Source organism: Mycobacterium xenopi, from assembly GCF_009936235.1.
In the GTDB taxonomy this organism is placed as follows: Bacteria; Actinomycetota; Actinomycetes; order Mycobacteriales; family Mycobacteriaceae; genus Mycobacterium; species Mycobacterium xenopi.
The window spans coordinates 1,094,182-1,111,401 of sequence record NZ_AP022314.1 but is presented as its reverse complement, the minus strand read 5'-3'; the positions used below and the strand labels follow the sequence as shown (position 1 = coordinate 1,111,401).

The following is a 17,220-nucleotide window of genomic DNA, read 5'->3' as shown; positions in this document are numbered from 1 at the left end:
CGCCACTGGGCACATCGCTCCCCTTCGTCACACCGCGGGCAGCCCGGGCCCGGACGGCCCCGCCTAGCTGCTCGTCGCCTGCGCCGCTTCCATCAGGGCGTTGCCGCCCCGCTCGCCGGCCTTGTGATGGCTGAGCGCCCGGATGGACACGTCGTGGCCCTCGGCGGCTTTCCGCAGCGCGCCGACCGTGGCCTGCTCGCGGGAAATGTGGGCGAACGGGTCGAACGAATACCAGCGCATCGCGTTCTCGTGGGTGATCTTGTTGATCTCGTCGTCGGGAACGTTGTTGGCGCTCAGCACGTTCCACAGCTCCTCGGGCGCACCGGGCCACATCGAGTCGCTGTGGGGGTAGTCGGCCTCCCAGGCGATGTTGTCGATGCCGATCATGTGCCGCAGCGTCACACCCACCGGGTCGCTGATGAAGCAGGTCAAAAAGTGCTCGCGGAACACCTCCGACGGCAGCTTTCCCCCGAAGTCCTGATGCGTCCACGTCGAATGCATCTCATAGGTGCGGTCCACCCGCTCCAGGAAGTAGGGAATCCACCCGGTGCCGCCCTCCGACAGCGCGATCTTGAGGTCCGGGTATTCCTTGATCGGCCGCGACCACAGCAAATCGGCAGCCGCCTGGACGATGTTCATCGGCTGCAGGGTGATCATCACGTCCATCGGCGCGTCGGGCGCGGTGATCGCCAGCTTGCCCGACGACCCGATGTGCACATTCATCACGGTGTTGGTGTCACACAACGCCTTCCACAGCGGGTCCCAGTATGGATCGTGGAAGCTGGGATATCCCATGGCCGCCGGGTTTTCGGTGAAGGTCAGCGCGTGTACACCTTTCTTGGACACCCGCCGCACCTCGGCGGCGCACTTTTCGGCGTCCCAGATCACCGGCAGCGCCATCGGGATGAACCGGGCCGGGTACGCCCCGCACCACTCGTCGATGTGCCAGTCGTTGTAGGCCTGCACCAGCGCCACCGAGAAGTCCGGATCGTCGGTGGCGAACAGCCGCCCGGCAAAACCGGGGAACGACGGGAAGCAAATCGAACCGAGGATGCCGCCGGCGTTCATGTCCTTGACGCGCTCGTCGACGTTGTAACAGCCCGGCCGGATCTCATCCAGGCCCTGCGGTTCCAGCCCGTACTCCTCCTTGGGTCGGCCGGCTACCGCGTTGAGCGCCACGTTGGGGATCACCGTGTCGCGGAACTGCCAGGTGTCCGAGCCGTCCGGGTTGTGCACCAGCCGGGGGGCGTCGTCGAGATATTTCTTCGGCAGATGGTTTTTGAACATGTCCGGCGGTTCGACCGTGTGGTCATCGACGCTGATCAGGATCATGTCGTCTTTGTTCATCGCCGTTCCTTCCGATCGCCCTCGGGCCCGCTGCGCCGAGCTTCCGCTGTGGTTCACTACCTTTGAAAACTATCTTCTCGTAGGACGAGAATCAACATCTGCCAGGCCATACCGCCCGGCCTCCGCCGTGGTGTGCGGGTATTCGGAGTCGGTGAAGTTCCACGTCGAAGCCGGGATTGACCAAGCCATCGAATCATGCAAGTCTATTAGTTAGAAATGAGAATCTGATTCTCTGTATCTGAGAGGGGACAGCTGGATGCGCCTGGAACCGCTGCCAGCGGACCAGTGGGACGAAACTGTGCAGCGCTCGCTCGCCGACATGCTGCCGGCGGAGCGGCGCAATCCGCGCGACGCCGGCAACCTCTTGGCCACACTGGCCCGCCACCCGGAACTGGCGAGCGCGTTCCTTCGATTCGGCGGGTATCTGCTGACCAGGTCGACGCTGCCGCCACGGGTCCGAGAGCAGGTCATCTTGCGGGTCGCGCACCGGCGTGGCTGCGCCTACGAGTGGTCCCACCACGTGGCGCTCGGCAAGCGGGCGGGTTTGTCGGATGCCGACATCGCTGCGGCGCGCTCCGGCGCGGCACCCGACGAGTTCGACCGGGCGGTGCTGGTGGCTGTCGATGAACTCGACGAGAAAACCAACTTGTCCGATTCGACCTGGGCCACGCTGTGCGAGCGGCTCGACGAGCGGCAGCGGATGGACTTGATTTTCACGATCGGCGGCTACACCGCACTGGCGATGGCCCTGAACACCTTTGGCGTCGAAGTGGAGCAAGAAAGGTAACTACCGTGGCACACTTCCCCAAACCGGCTGCGGGAAGCTGGACGGAAAACTACCCGGGACTGGGCACCGCACCCGTCGACTACACCGACTCCATCGACCCGGCATTCTTCGAAGCCGAACGCGAGGCGATCTTCAAGCGGACCTGGCTCAACGTCGGCCGGGTTGAGCGGCTACCGCGCACCGGCAGCTATTTCACCAAGGAGCTGCCCTCGGCCGGACCGGGCATGTCGGTGATCGTGGTCAAGACCAAGGACGGGTCGATCAAGGCGTTCCACAACATGTGCCGCCACCGCGGAAACAAACTGGTGTGGAACGACTACCCGCACGAGGAAACCTCGGGTACATGCCGGCAATTCACCTGCAAGTACCACGCCTGGCGGTACAGCCTCGACGGCGAGCTGACCTTCATCCAGCAAGAGGATGAGTTCTTCGACGTCGACAAGAGCCAGTACGGACTTGTCCCTGTGCGCTGCGAGGTGTGGGAAGGGTTCATCTTCGTCAATCTCGACGCCAACGCCCAGCCGTTGCAGGAGTACTTGGGCCAGCTGGCCAAGGGCATCGAGGGCTACCCGTTCCACGAGATGACCGAGGTGTATACCTACAAAGCCGAGGTCGGGGCCAACTGGAAGCTTTTCATCGACGCGTTCGCCGAGTTCTACCACGCCCCCGTGCTGCACCAGGGGCAGTACACCAAGGAAGAGGCCGCCAAGATCTTGAAGCACGGGTTCGAGGCGCTCTACTACGAGTTGGCGAGCCCGCACGCGATGATCTCCACCTGGGGCGGTCAGGCACCGCCGGCCGACCTGAAGATGGTCAAGCCCATGGACCGCAAGTTGCGCAGTGGCCTGTTCGGCCCGTGGGACCGGCCAGAGGTGATCCAGAAGCTCGATCAGCTGCCTCCCGGTGTCAATCCGACCGGAGCCCCCCAGTGGGGTATCGATTCGTGGCACTTCTTCCCCAACTTCATGCTGCTGATCTGGGCGCCGGGCTGGTATCTGACGTATCACTACTGGCCGACCGCCGTCGACAGGCACATCTTCGAGACGAGCCTGTATTTCGTGCCGCCCAGAAACGCGCGGGAACGGCTGGCTCAAGAGTTGGCGGCGGTGACGTTCAAGGAGTACGCACTGCAGGATGCCAATACCCTGGAAGCCACCCAAACCATGATCGGCACCCGGGTGGTTCGCGAATTCCCACTGTGTGACCAAGAAATCTTGCTCCGCCATCTGCACAAGGTGACCGGAGACTACGTCAAGGAGTACCGCAACAATGGCTCTGCCCGCTGAATTCGCCGACCTGGAACCGTTTTTGGCTTGGGATCTGGCCACCGAACCGGAACGCTACGCCAAGCGGCTGTCCTCCTCGATGGCCGAGATGCAGGCGTTCTACGATGCTGCATTCCCCCGCATGGATGACGTGATCGCCTACTGCGACCAGTTCCCGCTCGACGATCTGCCCGACGACGCACGCACACTGATGCATCTGATGCAGTCGCTGATCACTGTGTCGTTCCCAGTTGAGGCGTGGAAGCAACCGAAGGTGCCCGACAGCGGCGCCACCTACCTCGACTGCATTCGGGAGCCGGTGATCTGAGAAGTGTTGACGCTCAAGGCGGCCGGGCTGCTTGACGTCGACGCCGGCGAGATCGTCCGGCCCGGGATCCTGCGGATCGACGGGCAGCGGATCGTCGGCGTGGGCGGTTCCGCGGACGGTGACGTCATCGATCTTGGCGAGCAGATCATGCTGCCGGGGTTGATGGACATGGAGGTCAACCTCTTGATGGGCGGGCGCGGGGAGCAGCCCGGGCTGTCCCAAGTCCAAGACGATCCCCCGACGCGGCTGTTGCGAGCCGTCGGGAATGCCCGCCGCACGCTGCGCGCCGGTTTCACCACCGTGCGCAACCTCGGGCTATTCGTCAAGACCGGCGGCTATCTGCTCGATGTCGCCTTGGGCAAGGCGATCGACGCCGGCTGGATCGACGGCCCGCGGGTGGTGCCGGCGGGCCATGCGATCACGCCGACCGGCGGACACTTGGACCCGACGATGTTTCAGGCCCTCGCACCGGGTGTTCTGCCGCTCACGGTGGAGGAGGGCATCGCCAACGGTGTCGACGAGGTCCGTAAGGCCGTGCGTTACCAGATCAAGCACGGCGCCCAGCTGATCAAGGTCTGCGCTTCGGGCGGGGTAATGTCGTTGACTGGTCCGCCTGGGGCCCAACATTATTCGGATGAGGAGTTGCGCGCCATCGTCGACGAGGCGCACCGGCGCGGATTACGGGTCGCTGCGCACACCCACGGCGCTGACGCGGTCAAGCACGCGGTGGCAGCAGGGATCGACTGCATCGAGCACGGTTTTCTGGTCGACGACGAGGCTATCGCCGAGATGGTGCGTCACGGCACCTTCCTGGTGACGACGCGGCGACTGGCCGAGGCGATGGACGTTTCGCATGCGCCACCCGAGCTGCAGGCCAAAGCCGCGGAAATGTTTCCCCGGGCACGTAAATCCGTGGTGGCGGCCTACGAAGCGGGTGTCAAGATCGCTGTCGGCACCGACGCGCCCGCGATTCCTCACGGCCGCAACGCCGACGAGCTGGTCACACTGGTGAACCTGGGCTTGCCGCCGGCGGCTGTGCTGCGGGCGGCGACCATCACCGCCGCGGAGCTCATCGACGTCGTCGATCGTGGCCAGCTGGCCGAAGGATTGCTCGCCGACGTCATCGCGGTGCCGGGAAATCCTCTGGAAGACATAACCGTTACGCAGGACGTGCGGTTCGTCATGAAGGGTGGCAAGGTGTATGCCAACAAGAACTGACGACCTCGTCGAGATCCAGCAGCTGCTTGCCCGCTACGCGGTCACGATCACCCAAGAGGACATCGATGGTCTGCTCGGGGTTTTCACACCGGACGGCACCTACAGTGCGTTCGGAGAGACCTATCATCTCGACAAGTTCCCGGAGCTGGTTGCAGCCGCTCCAAAAGGCTTGTTCCTCACCGGGACAGCGCTGATCGATATCGACGGCGACACCGCGACGGGTACCCAGCCCTTGTGCTTCATCGACCACGCCACGCATGACATGCGCATCGGCTACTACCGCGACACATACGCCCGTACCGCCGACGGTTGGCGGCTGAAGACTCGGGCCATGACCTTCATCCGCCGCAGCGGCGCCCACGATTCCGGACGACCCCACGCAGTCGGGCGACCATCGTCGACATGAACGTCGAGCAGTTCCGGGCGGATCTGCGTACGTGGCTGGACGACCATGACCTGACACCGGGTCCGGATCGCTCGCTCGAAGGCCATATGCGGCAACTGGCCCGGGTCCACCGGGCGCTTTACGACGCCGGGTGGATGCGCTACGGCTGGCCGGTCGAAGTCGGCGGACTGGGCGGGTCCCCGATACTTCGGGCAATCGTCGGGGAGGAAGTCGTCGGCCGCGGCTTGGCCGAGCCGGGCCCCTACTCGATGGTCGAGGTTCTTGCGCCCACGATGATCGACTATGCGCCAAGAGAACTGGCAGCGGAAATGGTGCCACGGCTGTTGAGCGGCCGAGAGCAGTGGTGTCAGGGTTTTTCCGAACCAGGCTCGGGCAGCGACCTGGCGTCGCTGTCCACCCGTGCCACCCCGCGAGGCGATGACTGGATCGTCAACGGTCAGAAGGTCTGGACCAGCTTCGCGCAATTCTCCACGCGGTGCATCTTGTTGACCCGCACCGCACCCGGTCACGACGGGATTACCGCGTTCTTCGTCGACCTGGACACGCCGGGCATCACCATTCGACCGCTTCGCACGATGCATGACGTTGACGAATTCTGCGAGGTGTATTTCGACGACGTGGCGATCCCCGCAGGCCGGATGCTGGGCAAGCCGGGTGATGGCTGGCGGCTGGCGATGGACCTGCTGCCCTATGAACGCTCGACATGCTTTTGGCAGCGGATCGCGTACTTGTATTCACGAATTGACCGACTCATCGCCGAGGCGGTCGATCCCGGCGATTTCACCCTTGGCGCAGCGTATTTGGCGCTGCATACTTTGCGCTGTCGATCACGCACCACGCTGCACCGCCTGGCGGGTGGTCAGCGGCTAGGCCCGGAGACGTCGATCGACAAGGTATTGCTGGCCACTGCTGAGCAAAGGCTGTACGACTCCGTGCGCGACATGCTGCCCGGTGTCGTCGAACTCGACGAGTCGCCGTGGCGTCCGGAGTACCTCTACTCGCGCGCGGCAACCATTTACGGCGGCACCGCCGAGATACAGCGCAACATCATCGCGCGCCGGCTTTTGGACTTGGGCAAGGAGTAAGGGTGGACACCGACTCTCTGCAGCTGCTGGAGGATGCACTCCGCAAGACGATGATCGCAGTGTCGGGCCGGCGGCTCGACGAGGCGTTGGCTGAACTCGGCTGGCCGGACATGCTCGTGGAAATGCCAGACTCCGCTATCCCGTTGGTGTTCCGGCTGCTCGGCGAGACCGGCTCGCACGCGCCCGTGATCAACGACGTCGTGCTGCATGCCAGCGGCCACGACGTCGGCGGCACCGTGCCGCTGCCATTCGCGGGCGGATCATGGGTTGTCTGGGAGCGCACCGACGGCGCGACCACGACATTGGGCGGTGACCTCCCGATTCGCCGTGTACCCAACGGTGAGCTGCCGCCGTTGGCCGCTGGCCGGCGCGCACTGGGCTGGTGGCTGGTCGGGAGCAGCCGAGCCATGCTTACGCTCGCGCGCCAGCATGCCCTCGACCGAGTCCAGTTCGGTCGGCCTGTCGCCTCGTTCCAGGCTGTTCGGCACCGGCTGGCAGAAGCCTTGGTCGCCATCGAAGGCGCGGAAGCCACTCTGCAAGCCGCCTGCGATGACTTGAGCTGCCTGTTGGCCAAAGCCGCAGCCGGTCAGGCCGCGTTGACGGCAGCGCGGCATTGCCAGCAGGTGCTGGGCGGAATCGGCTTTACCGCTGAGCATGAGCTGCATCGCCACGTCAAGCGCTCGTTGGTACTCGACGGAATGCTGGGTAGCACACGTGAGTTGACTCGAGAAGCCGGATCCATATTGCGTTCCAAGGGTTTTGCGCCGCGGCTGGCGCAGCTCTGAGCCGCGAAAGTGCATTCCATGACGCCCTCACTCGAGAAATACGTCGGTAGTTGCACTTTCGGCGGCATCAAGCAACGCGTCGCTGCCAGCATCGCGCCCACTCCGGGATGTGCGAGCACGAGCGCGGCCGCTCGACGGCCCGAGCGTCGTCGGGCAAATGCTCGTCGAGAAATGCCACAAACTCGGCGCGGAATGCCTCGACCTCGGCGTCGAACGTCAATTGCACGGGTGCTCCCTCACAGACGTCGCCCGACTATCGGCATTCTGCTTCCCTGGACAGCGGCAAGAGAATAGTATTCTCACCATCCGAAAGTTACAATCTCAGACACGGCGTCTGTGAGGGGGTCTACGGGACCGATGGCACGGCGTTCTCCTGTACAGTTCAATCATGTTCTCCCCTCGCGGCAATCATCCGAGACGCCCGTGACCAGCCCTAGTGAGGAACCGGCCTGGAAGCAGCGCGCGGTCGAACGCTCGATCAAGACAGCCAAACTGCGGGCTGCCCAGCGCGTGCAGCGATTCCTGGACGCCGCGCAGGCCATCATCATCGAAAAGGGCAGCACAGACTTCACCGTCCAGGAAGTTGTCGACCGGTCGCGGCAGTCGCTACGGAGTTTCTACCTGCAATTCGACGGTAAGCATGAGCTGCTGCTCGCCCTTTTCGAAGATGCACTGAGCCGCGCCGCCGATCAGATTCGAGCCGCCATCGCGGGTTATTCCGATCCGCTTGAGCGATTGAAAGTAGCCGTGCAGCTGCTCTTCGAGGCGTCTCGCCCCGACCCCACCGCAAAGCGGCCGCTGTTCACCGACTTCGCGCCGCGTTTGCTGGTGTCCCATCCCGCCGAGGTAAAAGTCGCTCACGCACCGCTACTTGCGTTGCTCACCGAGCTCATGGAGCAGGTGGGCGCGGCCGGTCAGCTACGGGCCGGGATCAACCCGCGACGCATGGCGGCCATGACCATGCAGACGGTCATGTTCATCGCGCAGTCCAGCGGCGGCACCGACGAGGCGACCGTCCATCCCATCACTGCCGACGAAGTATGGGACTTCTGCTCGCGCGGATTCGTCAAAGCCGCCAAAGACCAGGGCGGAAGCTAGGTTCTCGCGCACTGCGCCGCTGTGCGACTATCGCACTTTTGAGAATTAGATTCTTAAAAATCAAGAGCGTGAAGTAGCATAAATGTATCCCGTGTTGACACGGTGGCCGGATCATATGGTCCCCCACGACAGCGTGCGACCATCCAGAACCTGGAAGCGAGAGGCGATATCTGTGACAGTCAGCGCTACCAGCGACGTGTACTACGACCCATACAACGTCGAGCTCAACGCTGACCCGTACGGGATGTTTCGAAGGCTGCGCGAAGAAGCGCCGTTGTACTACAACGAGCAACACGACTTCTACGCGCTGAGCCGGTTTGCCGATGTTGATCGGGCATTGATCGATTGCGAGACTTTCAGCTCGGCCCGCGGTGCGATCCTCGAGCTGATCAAGGCGAACATCGAGATCCCGCCGGGCGTAATCATTTTCGAGGACCCGCCACTGCACGACGTGCACCGTAAGCTGCTGGCGCGCATGTTCACGCCACGCAAGATCAACGCGCTCGAACCTAAGATCCGCGAATTCTGTGCTGCTTGCCTGGATCCGTTGATCGGCGCCGACCGGTTCGACTTCGTCGCGGACCTCGGGGCGCAGATGCCGATGCGCGTGATCGGCATGCTGCTCGGAGTTCCTGAGGAAGATCAAGAAGCTGCCCGTGATTTCGCGAATGCGCAGATGCGCACCGAAGAAGGCAAGCCGATGAAGGCCGCCATGGACGGTATGGTCAGCGGCGATTTCTTCGCCCAGTACATCGACTGGCGAGCCGAGCATCCGTCGGACGACATCATGACCGAGCTGCTGAACGTCGAATTCGAGGACGAAAAGGGCGTTTGGCGCCGACTGACGCGCGAAGAACTCCTCACCTACGTCAGCGTGGTCTCGGGCGCCGGCAACGAGACCACCACACGTCTGATCGGCTGGACCGGCAAGGTACTGGCCGAACACCCCGACCAGCGGCGGGAATTGGTCGAAAACCCAGCACTTATCCCCAGGGCGATTGAGGAGCTGCTACGTTTCGAGCCGCCAGCGCCGCATGTGGCGCGCTATGTCACGCGCGATGTCGAGTGGTACGGCCAAACCGTGCCAGCGGGCAGCGTCATGATGATGCTCATCGGCGCGGCCAACCGAGACCACCGTCAATTCCCGCCGGACGGAGATGTTTTCGACATCCACCGGGAACTGCGCCAGCACCTGACGTTCAGTGTCGGCACGCATTACTGCCTCGGCTCGGCGTTGGCGCGCCTGGAAGGACGGATCGCGCTCGAGGAGATCTTGAAGCGCTTCCCGGAGTGGGACGTCGATCTGACGAACGCCAGGCTTTCCCCGACTTCGACAGTGCGCGGCTGGGAATCGATGGTGGCCGTTATCCCTTAATCCCGATCTAAGAAGAAACGAGGTAGCGATGACTGGGCGAGTCGAAGGCAAGGTCGCATTTATCACCGGCGCGGCGCGTGGCCAAGGTCGATCGCATGCAGTGCGATTGGCGCAGGAGGGCGCCGACATCATCGCGATCGACGTCTGCAAGCCAATCGTCGAGAACACCACGATTCCCGCTTCGACACCGGAGGATCTGGCTGAGACTGCGGACCTCGTCAAGGGCCTCGACCGTCGCATCGTTACCGCTGAAGTCGATGTCCGTGACTACACCGCACTGAAAGCCGCAGTGGACAGCGGCGTGGAGCAACTTGGCCGACTGGACATCATCGTGGCCAACGCCGGCATCGGCAACGGCGGCGACACCCTCGACAAAACCAGTGAGCACGATTGGCAGGAAATGATCGACGTAAACCTGTCCGGGGTGTGGAAGACCGTGAAAGCCGGTGTGCCACATATTCTTGCGGGTGGCCGCGGCGGCTCAATCATCTTGACCAGCTCGGTCGGCGGGCTGAAGGCATACCCGCACACCGGTCATTATGTGGCAGCCAAACACGGTGTTGTCGGACTGATGCGCACGTTTGCGGTCGAGTTGGGTCAGCACATGATTCGCGTCAACTCGGTGCACCCGACCAACGTGAACACCCCGTTGTTCATGAACGAGGGCACGATGAAGCTGTTCCGTCCCGACCTCGAGAACCCCGGCCCCGAGGACCTGAAGGTCGTCGCACAGATGATGCACACGCTGCCGATCGGCTGGGTGGAACCTGAGGACATCAGCAACGCGGTGCTGTTCTTGGCGTCCGAAGAGTCCCGTTACATCACCGGTGTGACGCTCCCGGTCGACGCTGGCAGTTGCCTGAAGTAATCACGGTTCAGCGCCTAGCCCGGATTTTGCAGTAGTTCTGGGCGACACGGGGTGTAAATAGCGGAAAGCCCTTCTGTTGCAAGGGAAACTGTGGTTGTGATCGGTAACAGTTTCAACAACAGAAGGGCACTTCCGGGTGATGACTACCGCTGGTCGTCCGGGTCTGGTTGTAACTACTGGTGGGCGGTGAACAACCCCACCCCGGCGCGCAACTGCGCTTCACCGACGTCGACGGTTACCGCTGCCAGCTGTTTGTCACCGACCTGCCCGACGCGGACCTGGCCCTACCTGGAGGCACTCTACCGCGGTCGGGGCCGGATGGAATGCGCCATCCGCGACCTGAAGGACACCGGGCTGGCCAACCTGCCCTCCCATGACTTCGCCATCAACAACGCGTGGCTGATGTTGGTGCTCATCGCCGCCGACCTGCTCGCCTGGACCAAAACGCTCTGTCTAGATGGTGCGCTGGCCATTGCCGAGCCCAAACGGCTGCGCTACACCCCGCTGCGTACCGCCGCGGTGCTGGTGCGCTCGGCGCGGCGCACCACGCTGCGGCTGGGTGCCAGCTGGCCCTGGGCCACCGACCTGCTCACCGCGTTCACCCGGCTACACGGATGGAGCGCAAGTCCCCGGCTAAACAAACCCACACCACCCACAGGATTAAGTCAGATCAGAAACACCTCATCGCTCGACAACTGATCGCGGCAGATGCTGATTGGCGCTGCGGAAGCAATCTACGAGCAGCGTGCCCACACCTGTTGCGTATTCACTGGGTTTCAGGACGACCGCGTTGCCTGCGGCAAGCGCTGAGGCCATGGCCGCGATCGGAGCGAACAGCGGATAGTTCCATGAGCTGATAATACCGATGACGTCGTAGAGTTCGTGGTGAACGGCTGCTGCGTAATTGGCCATGAGCACACCTGTAGGGACGTTGCGTGGCCGCAGGACCCGCTTGGCGTTGCGTGCTGCCCAGGCGATGTGCTCAACGGCGATAACGAGTTCCATATAGGCCGGCGTGCCATTCTCGCGCGAGATGGCTGACACCAATTCTCTGCTACGCGTAACGATTTCACGTGCCCAACCGAACATGGCCCGCCGACGCGCGGAATATCCGGCGTTGGACCATAGTTCGGCGGCCGTGCGCGCATTGTGTACCGCCCGGTCGACATCGGCCTGGAGCCAGGGCGGGAAACTCCGCTAACCGGTCCCCGGTCGCAAGATCGCGTGACAGCACCGTGTCGGCGGGACTTTGATGCGTTCGTCGACGGTCATTTGGCTGCTCCGAGCGCCGAGTAGAGGGCGTCGATTTCGTCGGCGTAGCGCTCGGCAATCTTTTGGCGCCGCAGCTTAAGGGTAGGTGTGAGTTCACCGGCGCCTGGATGCCACACGTCCGGGATGATCTTGTAGCGCTTGATCTGCTCGACCCGGGTTACTCGTTCGTTAGCCCTCGCAACTGCGGCATCGATGGCCTGCTGGATGGTGCTGTCGACGGCGAGTTCCTCCACCGTGGTGGCGGCGAGGCCGGCGTTGCGCGCAAACGCCGGCGCGGCTTCCGGGTCCAAGACAATGAGGGCGGTGATGAACGGGCGTCCGTCTCCGATCGCCACGACTGAGCCGATCAGCGGGGTCTCCGCCTTTACTGCTGCCTCAATCCGCAGCGGGGAAATGTTCTTTCCTGCCGCGTTCACGATGATCTCCTTCTTGCGGTCGATGATCGAGAGGAACCCCTCGTCGTCGATGGTTCCGATGTCTCCGGTATGCAACCACCCATCGCCGTCCAGTGCCTCAGCTGTCTTCTGGGCGTCGTTGCGGTAGCCACGCATCATGATCGGCCCGCGCACGTACACCTCGCCGTCGTCTGCCAGTCGAATTTCGACGTCGCGGAGCGGTTTGCCCACAGTCGCAAACTTTGCAGGACCCGCAGCGTTGATTGTTGCGACCGCAGCCAATTCCGACATGCCCCAGACTTCCACCATGTTGAAGCCGATCGCCGCCATGAAATCCATGACATGCGGCGGCGTGGGCGCCGCCCCGACCATGAGCCACCTCAGTTGATCCAGTCCAAGTGATTTGCGAATCTCGGCCAGCACCAACCGATCCGCCTGGGAATAGTCGGCGGCAAGGTCCTCTGGCAGCGGAACGTTGCCGTGCTTTTTGCGAAATGCGACCACCCGGGCGCCGACGTCGAGTGCAGAGTCGACGGCGGCCTTCCTCTGCGGGTCTGGCTCGGCCGCGAACTTTGTCTGTAATCCCTGGGTGATCTTCTCCAGGATGCGGGGCACCGTCCCCCAGATCTGCGGTCGAAGCCGTACCAGGGTGGGAAGCAGTTTGGTGACATCGTCGACGCACGTGACGTCGAGACCGAACGCAATGGCCGAGTACAGCGTGCCCCACCGTTGGGCTGCGTGCGCCATCGGCAACGCCGACGGCACACGGTCGCCGGGACGAAAGTCGAGCACCTCACTGGTAAGAGCCACCTCGGCAAGCATTGCCCCGTGAGTCAGTTCGACACCTTTTGGTGTGCCGGTGGTTCCCGACGTGTAGATCAACGTCAGCACGTCGTCGGGCCCGACCGCCCGCCAGGTTGCCTCGAAGTCGAACTCCTCTGGCGTCGGCCGCGCAAGGGTATCCAGGCAGACGGTGCCCGTGACATCCGCTGTGGTGCAGATGATCTCGCAGTCGGCGGATGCTGCCTTGACGAGGTTCGGCGCGAACTTCTCCTCGCAGACCGCCAGTTTGGCGCCGGAGTTGGCCAGCACGTATTCGATGTCGGGGATCGGAGAGGTGTTGTAGATCGAGCAGGTTGTGGCACCGAGGTGCATCGCTGCGGTGTCGATGAGATGAAACTCGGGGCGATTTTCGAACATCAACGCCACCAGGTCGCCTCGTCGGATACCTTGCAAATACAGTGCTCCAGCGATGTCGATGACGGCGTCGCGGTATTGACGGTAGGTCAGATTCACCACCCCGTCGGTCGAGTGCAGCGCAGGTAGATCAGCGTGCCTGCGGGTCGTGCGGTCGAAGAGCTCGCACATGCTGCGGGCCGACAGGATAGAGTCCTGCTGGCTCATGACACCATCGCGGCGGTTGCGCGCGACTGCCCGTTGGCGGTGAATGTGTACCGTTCGGGACGGAACCTAGCAGTCATCCGCGCGTACGTCAGGTGAGATGCCGGCCACATCGCGGTGACCTTGCCCTCGTCGTTGGTGTACCAGCCCGGGCAGTTGTCGGTGAAAACCGTTCTGTCAAGTTTCTTTTCGAGCCACTGGTGGTACTCCCGATACGTATCCGCGCTGACGTCCAGCCACTTGACCTGATGAGACTCTTTGTATTCCAGGGCTTGGCGGATGTACCGGGCTTGCCGCTCGAGCAAGAACACGATCGTGTTGGTGATGCTGTTGGTGTTGGGCCCGAACAACATGAACATGTTCGGAAAGTTGGGTGCGCTGATGCCCAGGTATGCCTCGGCTCCGTGCCGCCATTGCGCATGCAGGTCCGTGCCGCAGCGGCCGACGACCTTGATGGGGCTAAGAAACTCACTGGCCCGAAATCCCGTGCACCAGATCACGACATCGGCGTCGATGCTGCGGCCGTCCGCCGTGACCACACCCGTCGGTGTCACCCGCTGCACGGCCGACCCAACCAAGTGGACATCGTCGCGGCCGAGCGTCGGATACCAATCGTTCGACAACAAAAGCCGATTACACAGCAATCGATAATGGGGAATCGCGGCGGCAATCTCGTCTGGATCTCTCAAGTGGCGCTTGATCTTCCGGATGAACCACCACTGGAATAGTTTGCGCACAGGCTCCGCAGTTCGGGTGACGAGAGGATAGCGCGACTCATACGCGAGGAACAATGCGACGTGGTGGAGAGTCCGCAGCATCCCGAAGCGTTTCATCAACGCCGTTTGTAACCGCCCAGGACGGCGCCGGCTCTTCCACATCACCCAGTTGGGTGATCGCTGCACCACCGTTAAATCGCCGACGATATCGGCGATGGCAGGCACGATTTGGATGGCGCTTGCGCCGCTACCGACAACGACGACCTTCTTGCCGGTCAAGTCGACGTCGTGGCGCCACTGAGCCGAGTGAAACGAGTCGCCGGCAAACGTTCCGATTCCCTCCACATCAGGCATCCGTGGCCGGCTGAGCTGGCCCGTTGCCATGATGAGTGCATCCACCAGCACCGGCTCTCCCGCATTAGTGGTGACCAGCCACTCGCCGGTTGACTCGTCGAAGATCGCCGAGGTTACCTCGGTGTCGAACTGGATGTGTTCGGTGATCCCAAATTCTCGCGCGACCTCGTCGAGATATCTGTGGATTTCGCCCTGTTTGCCGAACAGCCCCGACCAATCAGGCTTGAGGGCATAGGAAAAGGAGTAGATCGGCGAGGGCACATCGCACTCCGCACCGGGATAAGTATTCTCGCGCCATACCCCGCCAACTGAACTTGCGCGTTCGAAGACCGTAAAATCGTCAAAACCCCAGCGCTTGAGCTCGATGGCGGCCGCAAGACCACCGAAACCGCAACCGACGATTGCGATTCGCGTCTTTCGTTTCTTCACGAAACCTCCAGCAGATCGCCGTAGCCCTTCTCAGCCAGATAGCTCCGATACCTCGCGAACGCTGGATCAAGTGCTGGCAGGAGGTTCATCATCTTGGTGACTTGGCCATTCACCTTCACCTTGCGTTTAGTAATCGCCGTCGTGATCTTGAGCTTCCCCATCCAGAACAGATGGCCGTTGTCGGCCTTCATGGTCAGCTCGACGTCAGGCTTGACATCCGAAGAGCCCTCGGTGATTTGAATAGGGTCATGGCGACAGTCGACAAGGATCGACGCGTCCGGGTCGGTGTAATTGATGCGGAACGCCGTCTTGGACTTGACGAACTTGGGACCGAGCTCTGGGTCGGCCGCCATGTCTTTCATGAAGCCGGTGAACACGTCGTACACCTGTTCGGTGGAAGTGAAGAAGGCCAACGGTTATCTCTTTCCTGCAGGTGATTTGCGGTCAGTGGTCGAAGTTCATGTAGTGGCCGTGCGGCGTCCACCCGATTTGGAAGGGCAGTTCGATGCGGGCAATGGGTCCACTGGCGAGGTCTTCGGTGTCGAAAATCTGGTATTCGGAGGTGTTTTCCATGAAGTGTGAGATCGGCACAATCAGGTAGCCGTCGCCCTCGGGAGAATCCACAGCGCGAGGAGCGAAGGTGGGTTCAAACAACGCTGCGGATTGCTCCTCGGTATCAAGCGTGTAGCTTTCCTCAGCACCAGTCCGTACGTTTCGCCGTATCACGGTGTCAAGCGACCACAGGTTCTCCCCTGCGGCGAGAAACCCCCATTGGTAGTTCTTGCCGTAGAAGCGTTCGTCGACTTTGGGAAACTCAACTGGGCGGTCATCGAGGCGTTCGCTCTTGATCGTGCCGGTCGTCAGGTCGATCGTCCAACGACCGGTGACGCCGGAGCCGAACGGAACGAAGTCCACACCGAATTCGACCTGGTCCTCGAACGGGAACGGCGGCCGGTCGAAGATTGGACCGTCAAGGATCAACGTATCGCCGACGTGGTTGGCCGACATCGTATGCATGATGTATTCCTCGTTGAAGTCGGCGGTGATCCACTTGATCGGCGCATTGATGTCGTTACGCGGAATCAATGCCAACTTGGTGGGCAAACTTGGATCCCAGCCAAACACCGAAAGGCCCCGATCGATGCGGTCCTGACCCACGATGAACGGCTGGAATGGCAGCACGACATAGTTTTCGGTCAGCCACATGTCGTGTGCGTTCTGGGCGTAGGGAGCATCGTCGATGTCGCGGGATTCCACATGCCAATCCGGATGCACCCAATGCAATGTCACGTAGGGCTCGGTATCACGATACGTCCAGCCATAGAGGATGCCAGTTTCCGCGTCCCACTTGGGGTGCGCGGTGAACGCGTTATCGCCGTAGCAAGCCGGCGGGGTCATCCCGGGCGACAGCTTGGCCGACCAGGGCACGATGCCGCGGGTGTCCAGAGTGATCGGGTCGATGGCAATCGGTGGAATAGCCTGCTCGCCGGATGCCAGCATCTCCCCGGCAAACGGGAAAACATTGACGATCGGGCTGCCGCTAGGCACACCTTCGGTGTATTCGTTGGTGAGCACCCGGCCCAGCCCGTAACCGCGCCAGTCCGTATAGATGCCGTCGGCCCATTCGAACAGCCCGACCCCGTGCTTCTCCTCCAGGAGATACTTCGGAGTCCTGACCCACTTGTTAGTGAAGTCAGCCTTGCCGTCATGGAACACCAGCCCTTGCACCATCGCGTCGGTGGCGGCGAACCCGTTGAACCCTTGCCGTGTTGGCCGCTTCCAGGTGGGGCCGACCCGGTAGAACCCACCGTGCAACTCATGGGGGATCTGACCCTCCGCGACCACGCAGTCTTCCACATGGGCCTCGAATCGCATGGGCTTCAACGGGCCGAACAGCCGAATGTCATCTGGAATCGCAGTGACCATCGACACACCTCCTGGTGATTTAGCAGTGGCACTCATCACTCTATGCGGCAGGCCACAAATCTGTCAAATATCAGCTTTATAATCCCCAAAACACAACGCAAACATGAGCTACTGGCGTGCGTTCTGCGAATCTGCATACATCTGAAGCTCGCACTGCATCCACTC

The 17,220-nt window shown here is 62.2% G+C and carries 16 protein-coding genes and 2 pseudogenes; 11 read left to right on the top strand and 7 right to left on the bottom strand.

All coding sequences use genetic code 11. The annotated features are described in order from the left end of the window. Positions 1 to 63 precede the first annotated feature (63 nt). Positions 64 to 1,347 (bottom strand): amidohydrolase family protein, encoded by a 1,284-nt coding sequence (locus tag MYXE_RS05115; RefSeq protein ID WP_003922606.1) that lies wholly within the window; start codon positions 1,345 to 1,347, stop codon positions 64 to 66. A gap of 256 nt (positions 1,348 to 1,603) precedes the next feature. Between MYXE_RS05115 and MYXE_RS05110 the strand changes: the two genes are divergently transcribed. The 7 genes from MYXE_RS05110 to MYXE_RS05080 are packed head-to-tail and all read left to right on the top strand — an operon-like array spanning position 1,604 to position 7,221. Then, positions 1,604 to 2,134: a carboxymuconolactone decarboxylase family protein gene (locus MYXE_RS05110; RefSeq protein ID WP_003922604.1), complete on the top strand. Its 531-nt coding sequence runs from the start codon at positions 1,604 to 1,606 to the stop codon at positions 2,132 to 2,134. Between the two features lie 5 nt (positions 2,135 to 2,139). Continuing rightward, on the top strand, positions 2,140 to 3,420 hold the full coding sequence (locus tag MYXE_RS05105; protein WP_085195892.1) for an aromatic ring-hydroxylating oxygenase subunit alpha: 1,281 nt from the start codon (positions 2,140 to 2,142) through the stop codon (positions 3,418 to 3,420). Next, on the top strand, positions 3,404 to 3,727 hold the full coding sequence (locus MYXE_RS05100) for a hypothetical protein (RefSeq protein WP_003922602.1): 324 nt from the start codon (positions 3,404 to 3,406) through the stop codon (positions 3,725 to 3,727). Before MYXE_RS05105 ends, MYXE_RS05100 begins: the two co-directional genes overlap by 17 nt. Positions 3,728 to 3,730: 3 nt before the next feature. Next, positions 3,731 to 4,945: a metal-dependent hydrolase family protein gene (locus MYXE_RS05095; protein ID WP_085195890.1), complete on the top strand. Its 1,215-nt coding sequence runs from the start codon at positions 3,731 to 3,733 to the stop codon at positions 4,943 to 4,945. After that, positions 4,929 to 5,351 (top strand): nuclear transport factor 2 family protein, encoded by a 423-nt coding sequence (locus tag MYXE_RS05090; protein ID WP_003922600.1) that lies wholly within the window; start codon positions 4,929 to 4,931, stop codon positions 5,349 to 5,351. Before MYXE_RS05095 ends, MYXE_RS05090 begins: the two co-directional genes overlap by 17 nt. After that, a complete protein-coding gene (locus MYXE_RS05085) occupies positions 5,348 to 6,436 on the top strand; it encodes an acyl-CoA dehydrogenase family protein (RefSeq protein ID WP_003922599.1) in 1,089 nt (362 codons plus the stop codon). Before MYXE_RS05090 ends, MYXE_RS05085 begins: the two co-directional genes overlap by 4 nt. A gap of 50 nt (positions 6,437 to 6,486) precedes the next feature. Then, the gene (locus MYXE_RS05080; protein ID WP_081485440.1) at positions 6,487 to 7,221 is read left to right on the top strand and encodes an acyl-CoA dehydrogenase family protein; all 735 of its coding nucleotides are present in this window, start codon (positions 6,487 to 6,489) and stop codon (positions 7,219 to 7,221) included. Positions 7,222 to 7,300: 79 nt separating this feature from the next. On the opposite strand, the pseudogene MYXE_RS05075 reads toward MYXE_RS05080, so the two are convergent. Next, positions 7,301 to 7,447: pseudogene (locus MYXE_RS05075) on the bottom strand (acyl-CoA dehydrogenase family protein); the annotation flags it as partial. Between the two features lie 197 nt (positions 7,448 to 7,644). Between MYXE_RS05075 and MYXE_RS05070 the strand changes: the two are divergent. The 4 genes from MYXE_RS05070 to MYXE_RS05055 all read left to right on the top strand — a co-directional run bounded on the left by MYXE_RS05070 (position 7,645) and on the right by MYXE_RS05055 (position 11,261). Continuing rightward, positions 7,645 to 8,319: a TetR/AcrR family transcriptional regulator gene (locus MYXE_RS05070; RefSeq protein ID WP_003922595.1), complete on the top strand. Its 675-nt coding sequence runs from the start codon at positions 7,645 to 7,647 to the stop codon at positions 8,317 to 8,319. A gap of 172 nt (positions 8,320 to 8,491) precedes the next feature. Continuing rightward, positions 8,492 to 9,694 carry a cytochrome P450 gene (locus MYXE_RS05065; RefSeq protein WP_003922593.1) on the top strand — a complete coding sequence of 401 codons (1,203 nt, stop codon included), beginning with the start codon at positions 8,492 to 8,494 and terminating at the stop codon, positions 9,692 to 9,694. Between the two features lie 28 nt (positions 9,695 to 9,722). Further along, positions 9,723 to 10,562, top strand: coding sequence for a mycofactocin-coupled SDR family oxidoreductase (locus MYXE_RS05060; RefSeq protein WP_085195888.1), 840 nt, complete (start codon positions 9,723 to 9,725; stop codon positions 10,560 to 10,562). A gap of 96 nt (positions 10,563 to 10,658) precedes the next feature. Then, the gene (locus MYXE_RS05055) at positions 10,659 to 11,261 is read left to right on the top strand and encodes a transposase (RefSeq protein WP_139821164.1); all 603 of its coding nucleotides are present in this window, start codon (positions 10,659 to 10,661) and stop codon (positions 11,259 to 11,261) included. Here MYXE_RS05055 and MYXE_RS05050 read toward each other — a convergent pair. From MYXE_RS05050 to MYXE_RS05030, 5 genes and pseudogenes are all read right to left on the bottom strand, one after another. After that, positions 11,244 to 11,678: pseudogene (locus MYXE_RS05050) on the bottom strand (aldehyde dehydrogenase family protein); the annotation flags it as partial. The gene MYXE_RS05055 and the pseudogene MYXE_RS05050 overlap by 18 nt on opposite strands. A gap of 152 nt (positions 11,679 to 11,830) precedes the next feature. Further along, complete coding sequence (locus MYXE_RS05045; RefSeq protein ID WP_085195884.1) at positions 11,831 to 13,633, bottom strand: AMP-dependent synthetase/ligase; 1,803 nt, start codon at positions 13,631 to 13,633, stop codon at positions 11,831 to 11,833. After that, positions 13,630 to 15,129, bottom strand: coding sequence for a flavin-containing monooxygenase (locus MYXE_RS05040; protein ID WP_085195882.1), 1,500 nt, complete (start codon positions 15,127 to 15,129; stop codon positions 13,630 to 13,632). The genes MYXE_RS05045 and MYXE_RS05040 overlap by 4 nt, the downstream gene beginning before the upstream one ends. Then, a complete protein-coding gene (locus MYXE_RS05035) occupies positions 15,126 to 15,542 on the bottom strand; it encodes an SCP2 sterol-binding domain-containing protein (protein ID WP_085195880.1) in 417 nt (138 codons plus the stop codon). The genes MYXE_RS05040 and MYXE_RS05035 overlap by 4 nt, the downstream gene beginning before the upstream one ends. A gap of 31 nt (positions 15,543 to 15,573) precedes the next feature. Beyond that, positions 15,574 to 17,055 (bottom strand): carotenoid oxygenase family protein, encoded by a 1,482-nt coding sequence (locus MYXE_RS05030; protein ID WP_085195962.1) that lies wholly within the window; start codon positions 17,053 to 17,055, stop codon positions 15,574 to 15,576. Positions 17,056 to 17,220 lie beyond the last annotated feature (165 nt).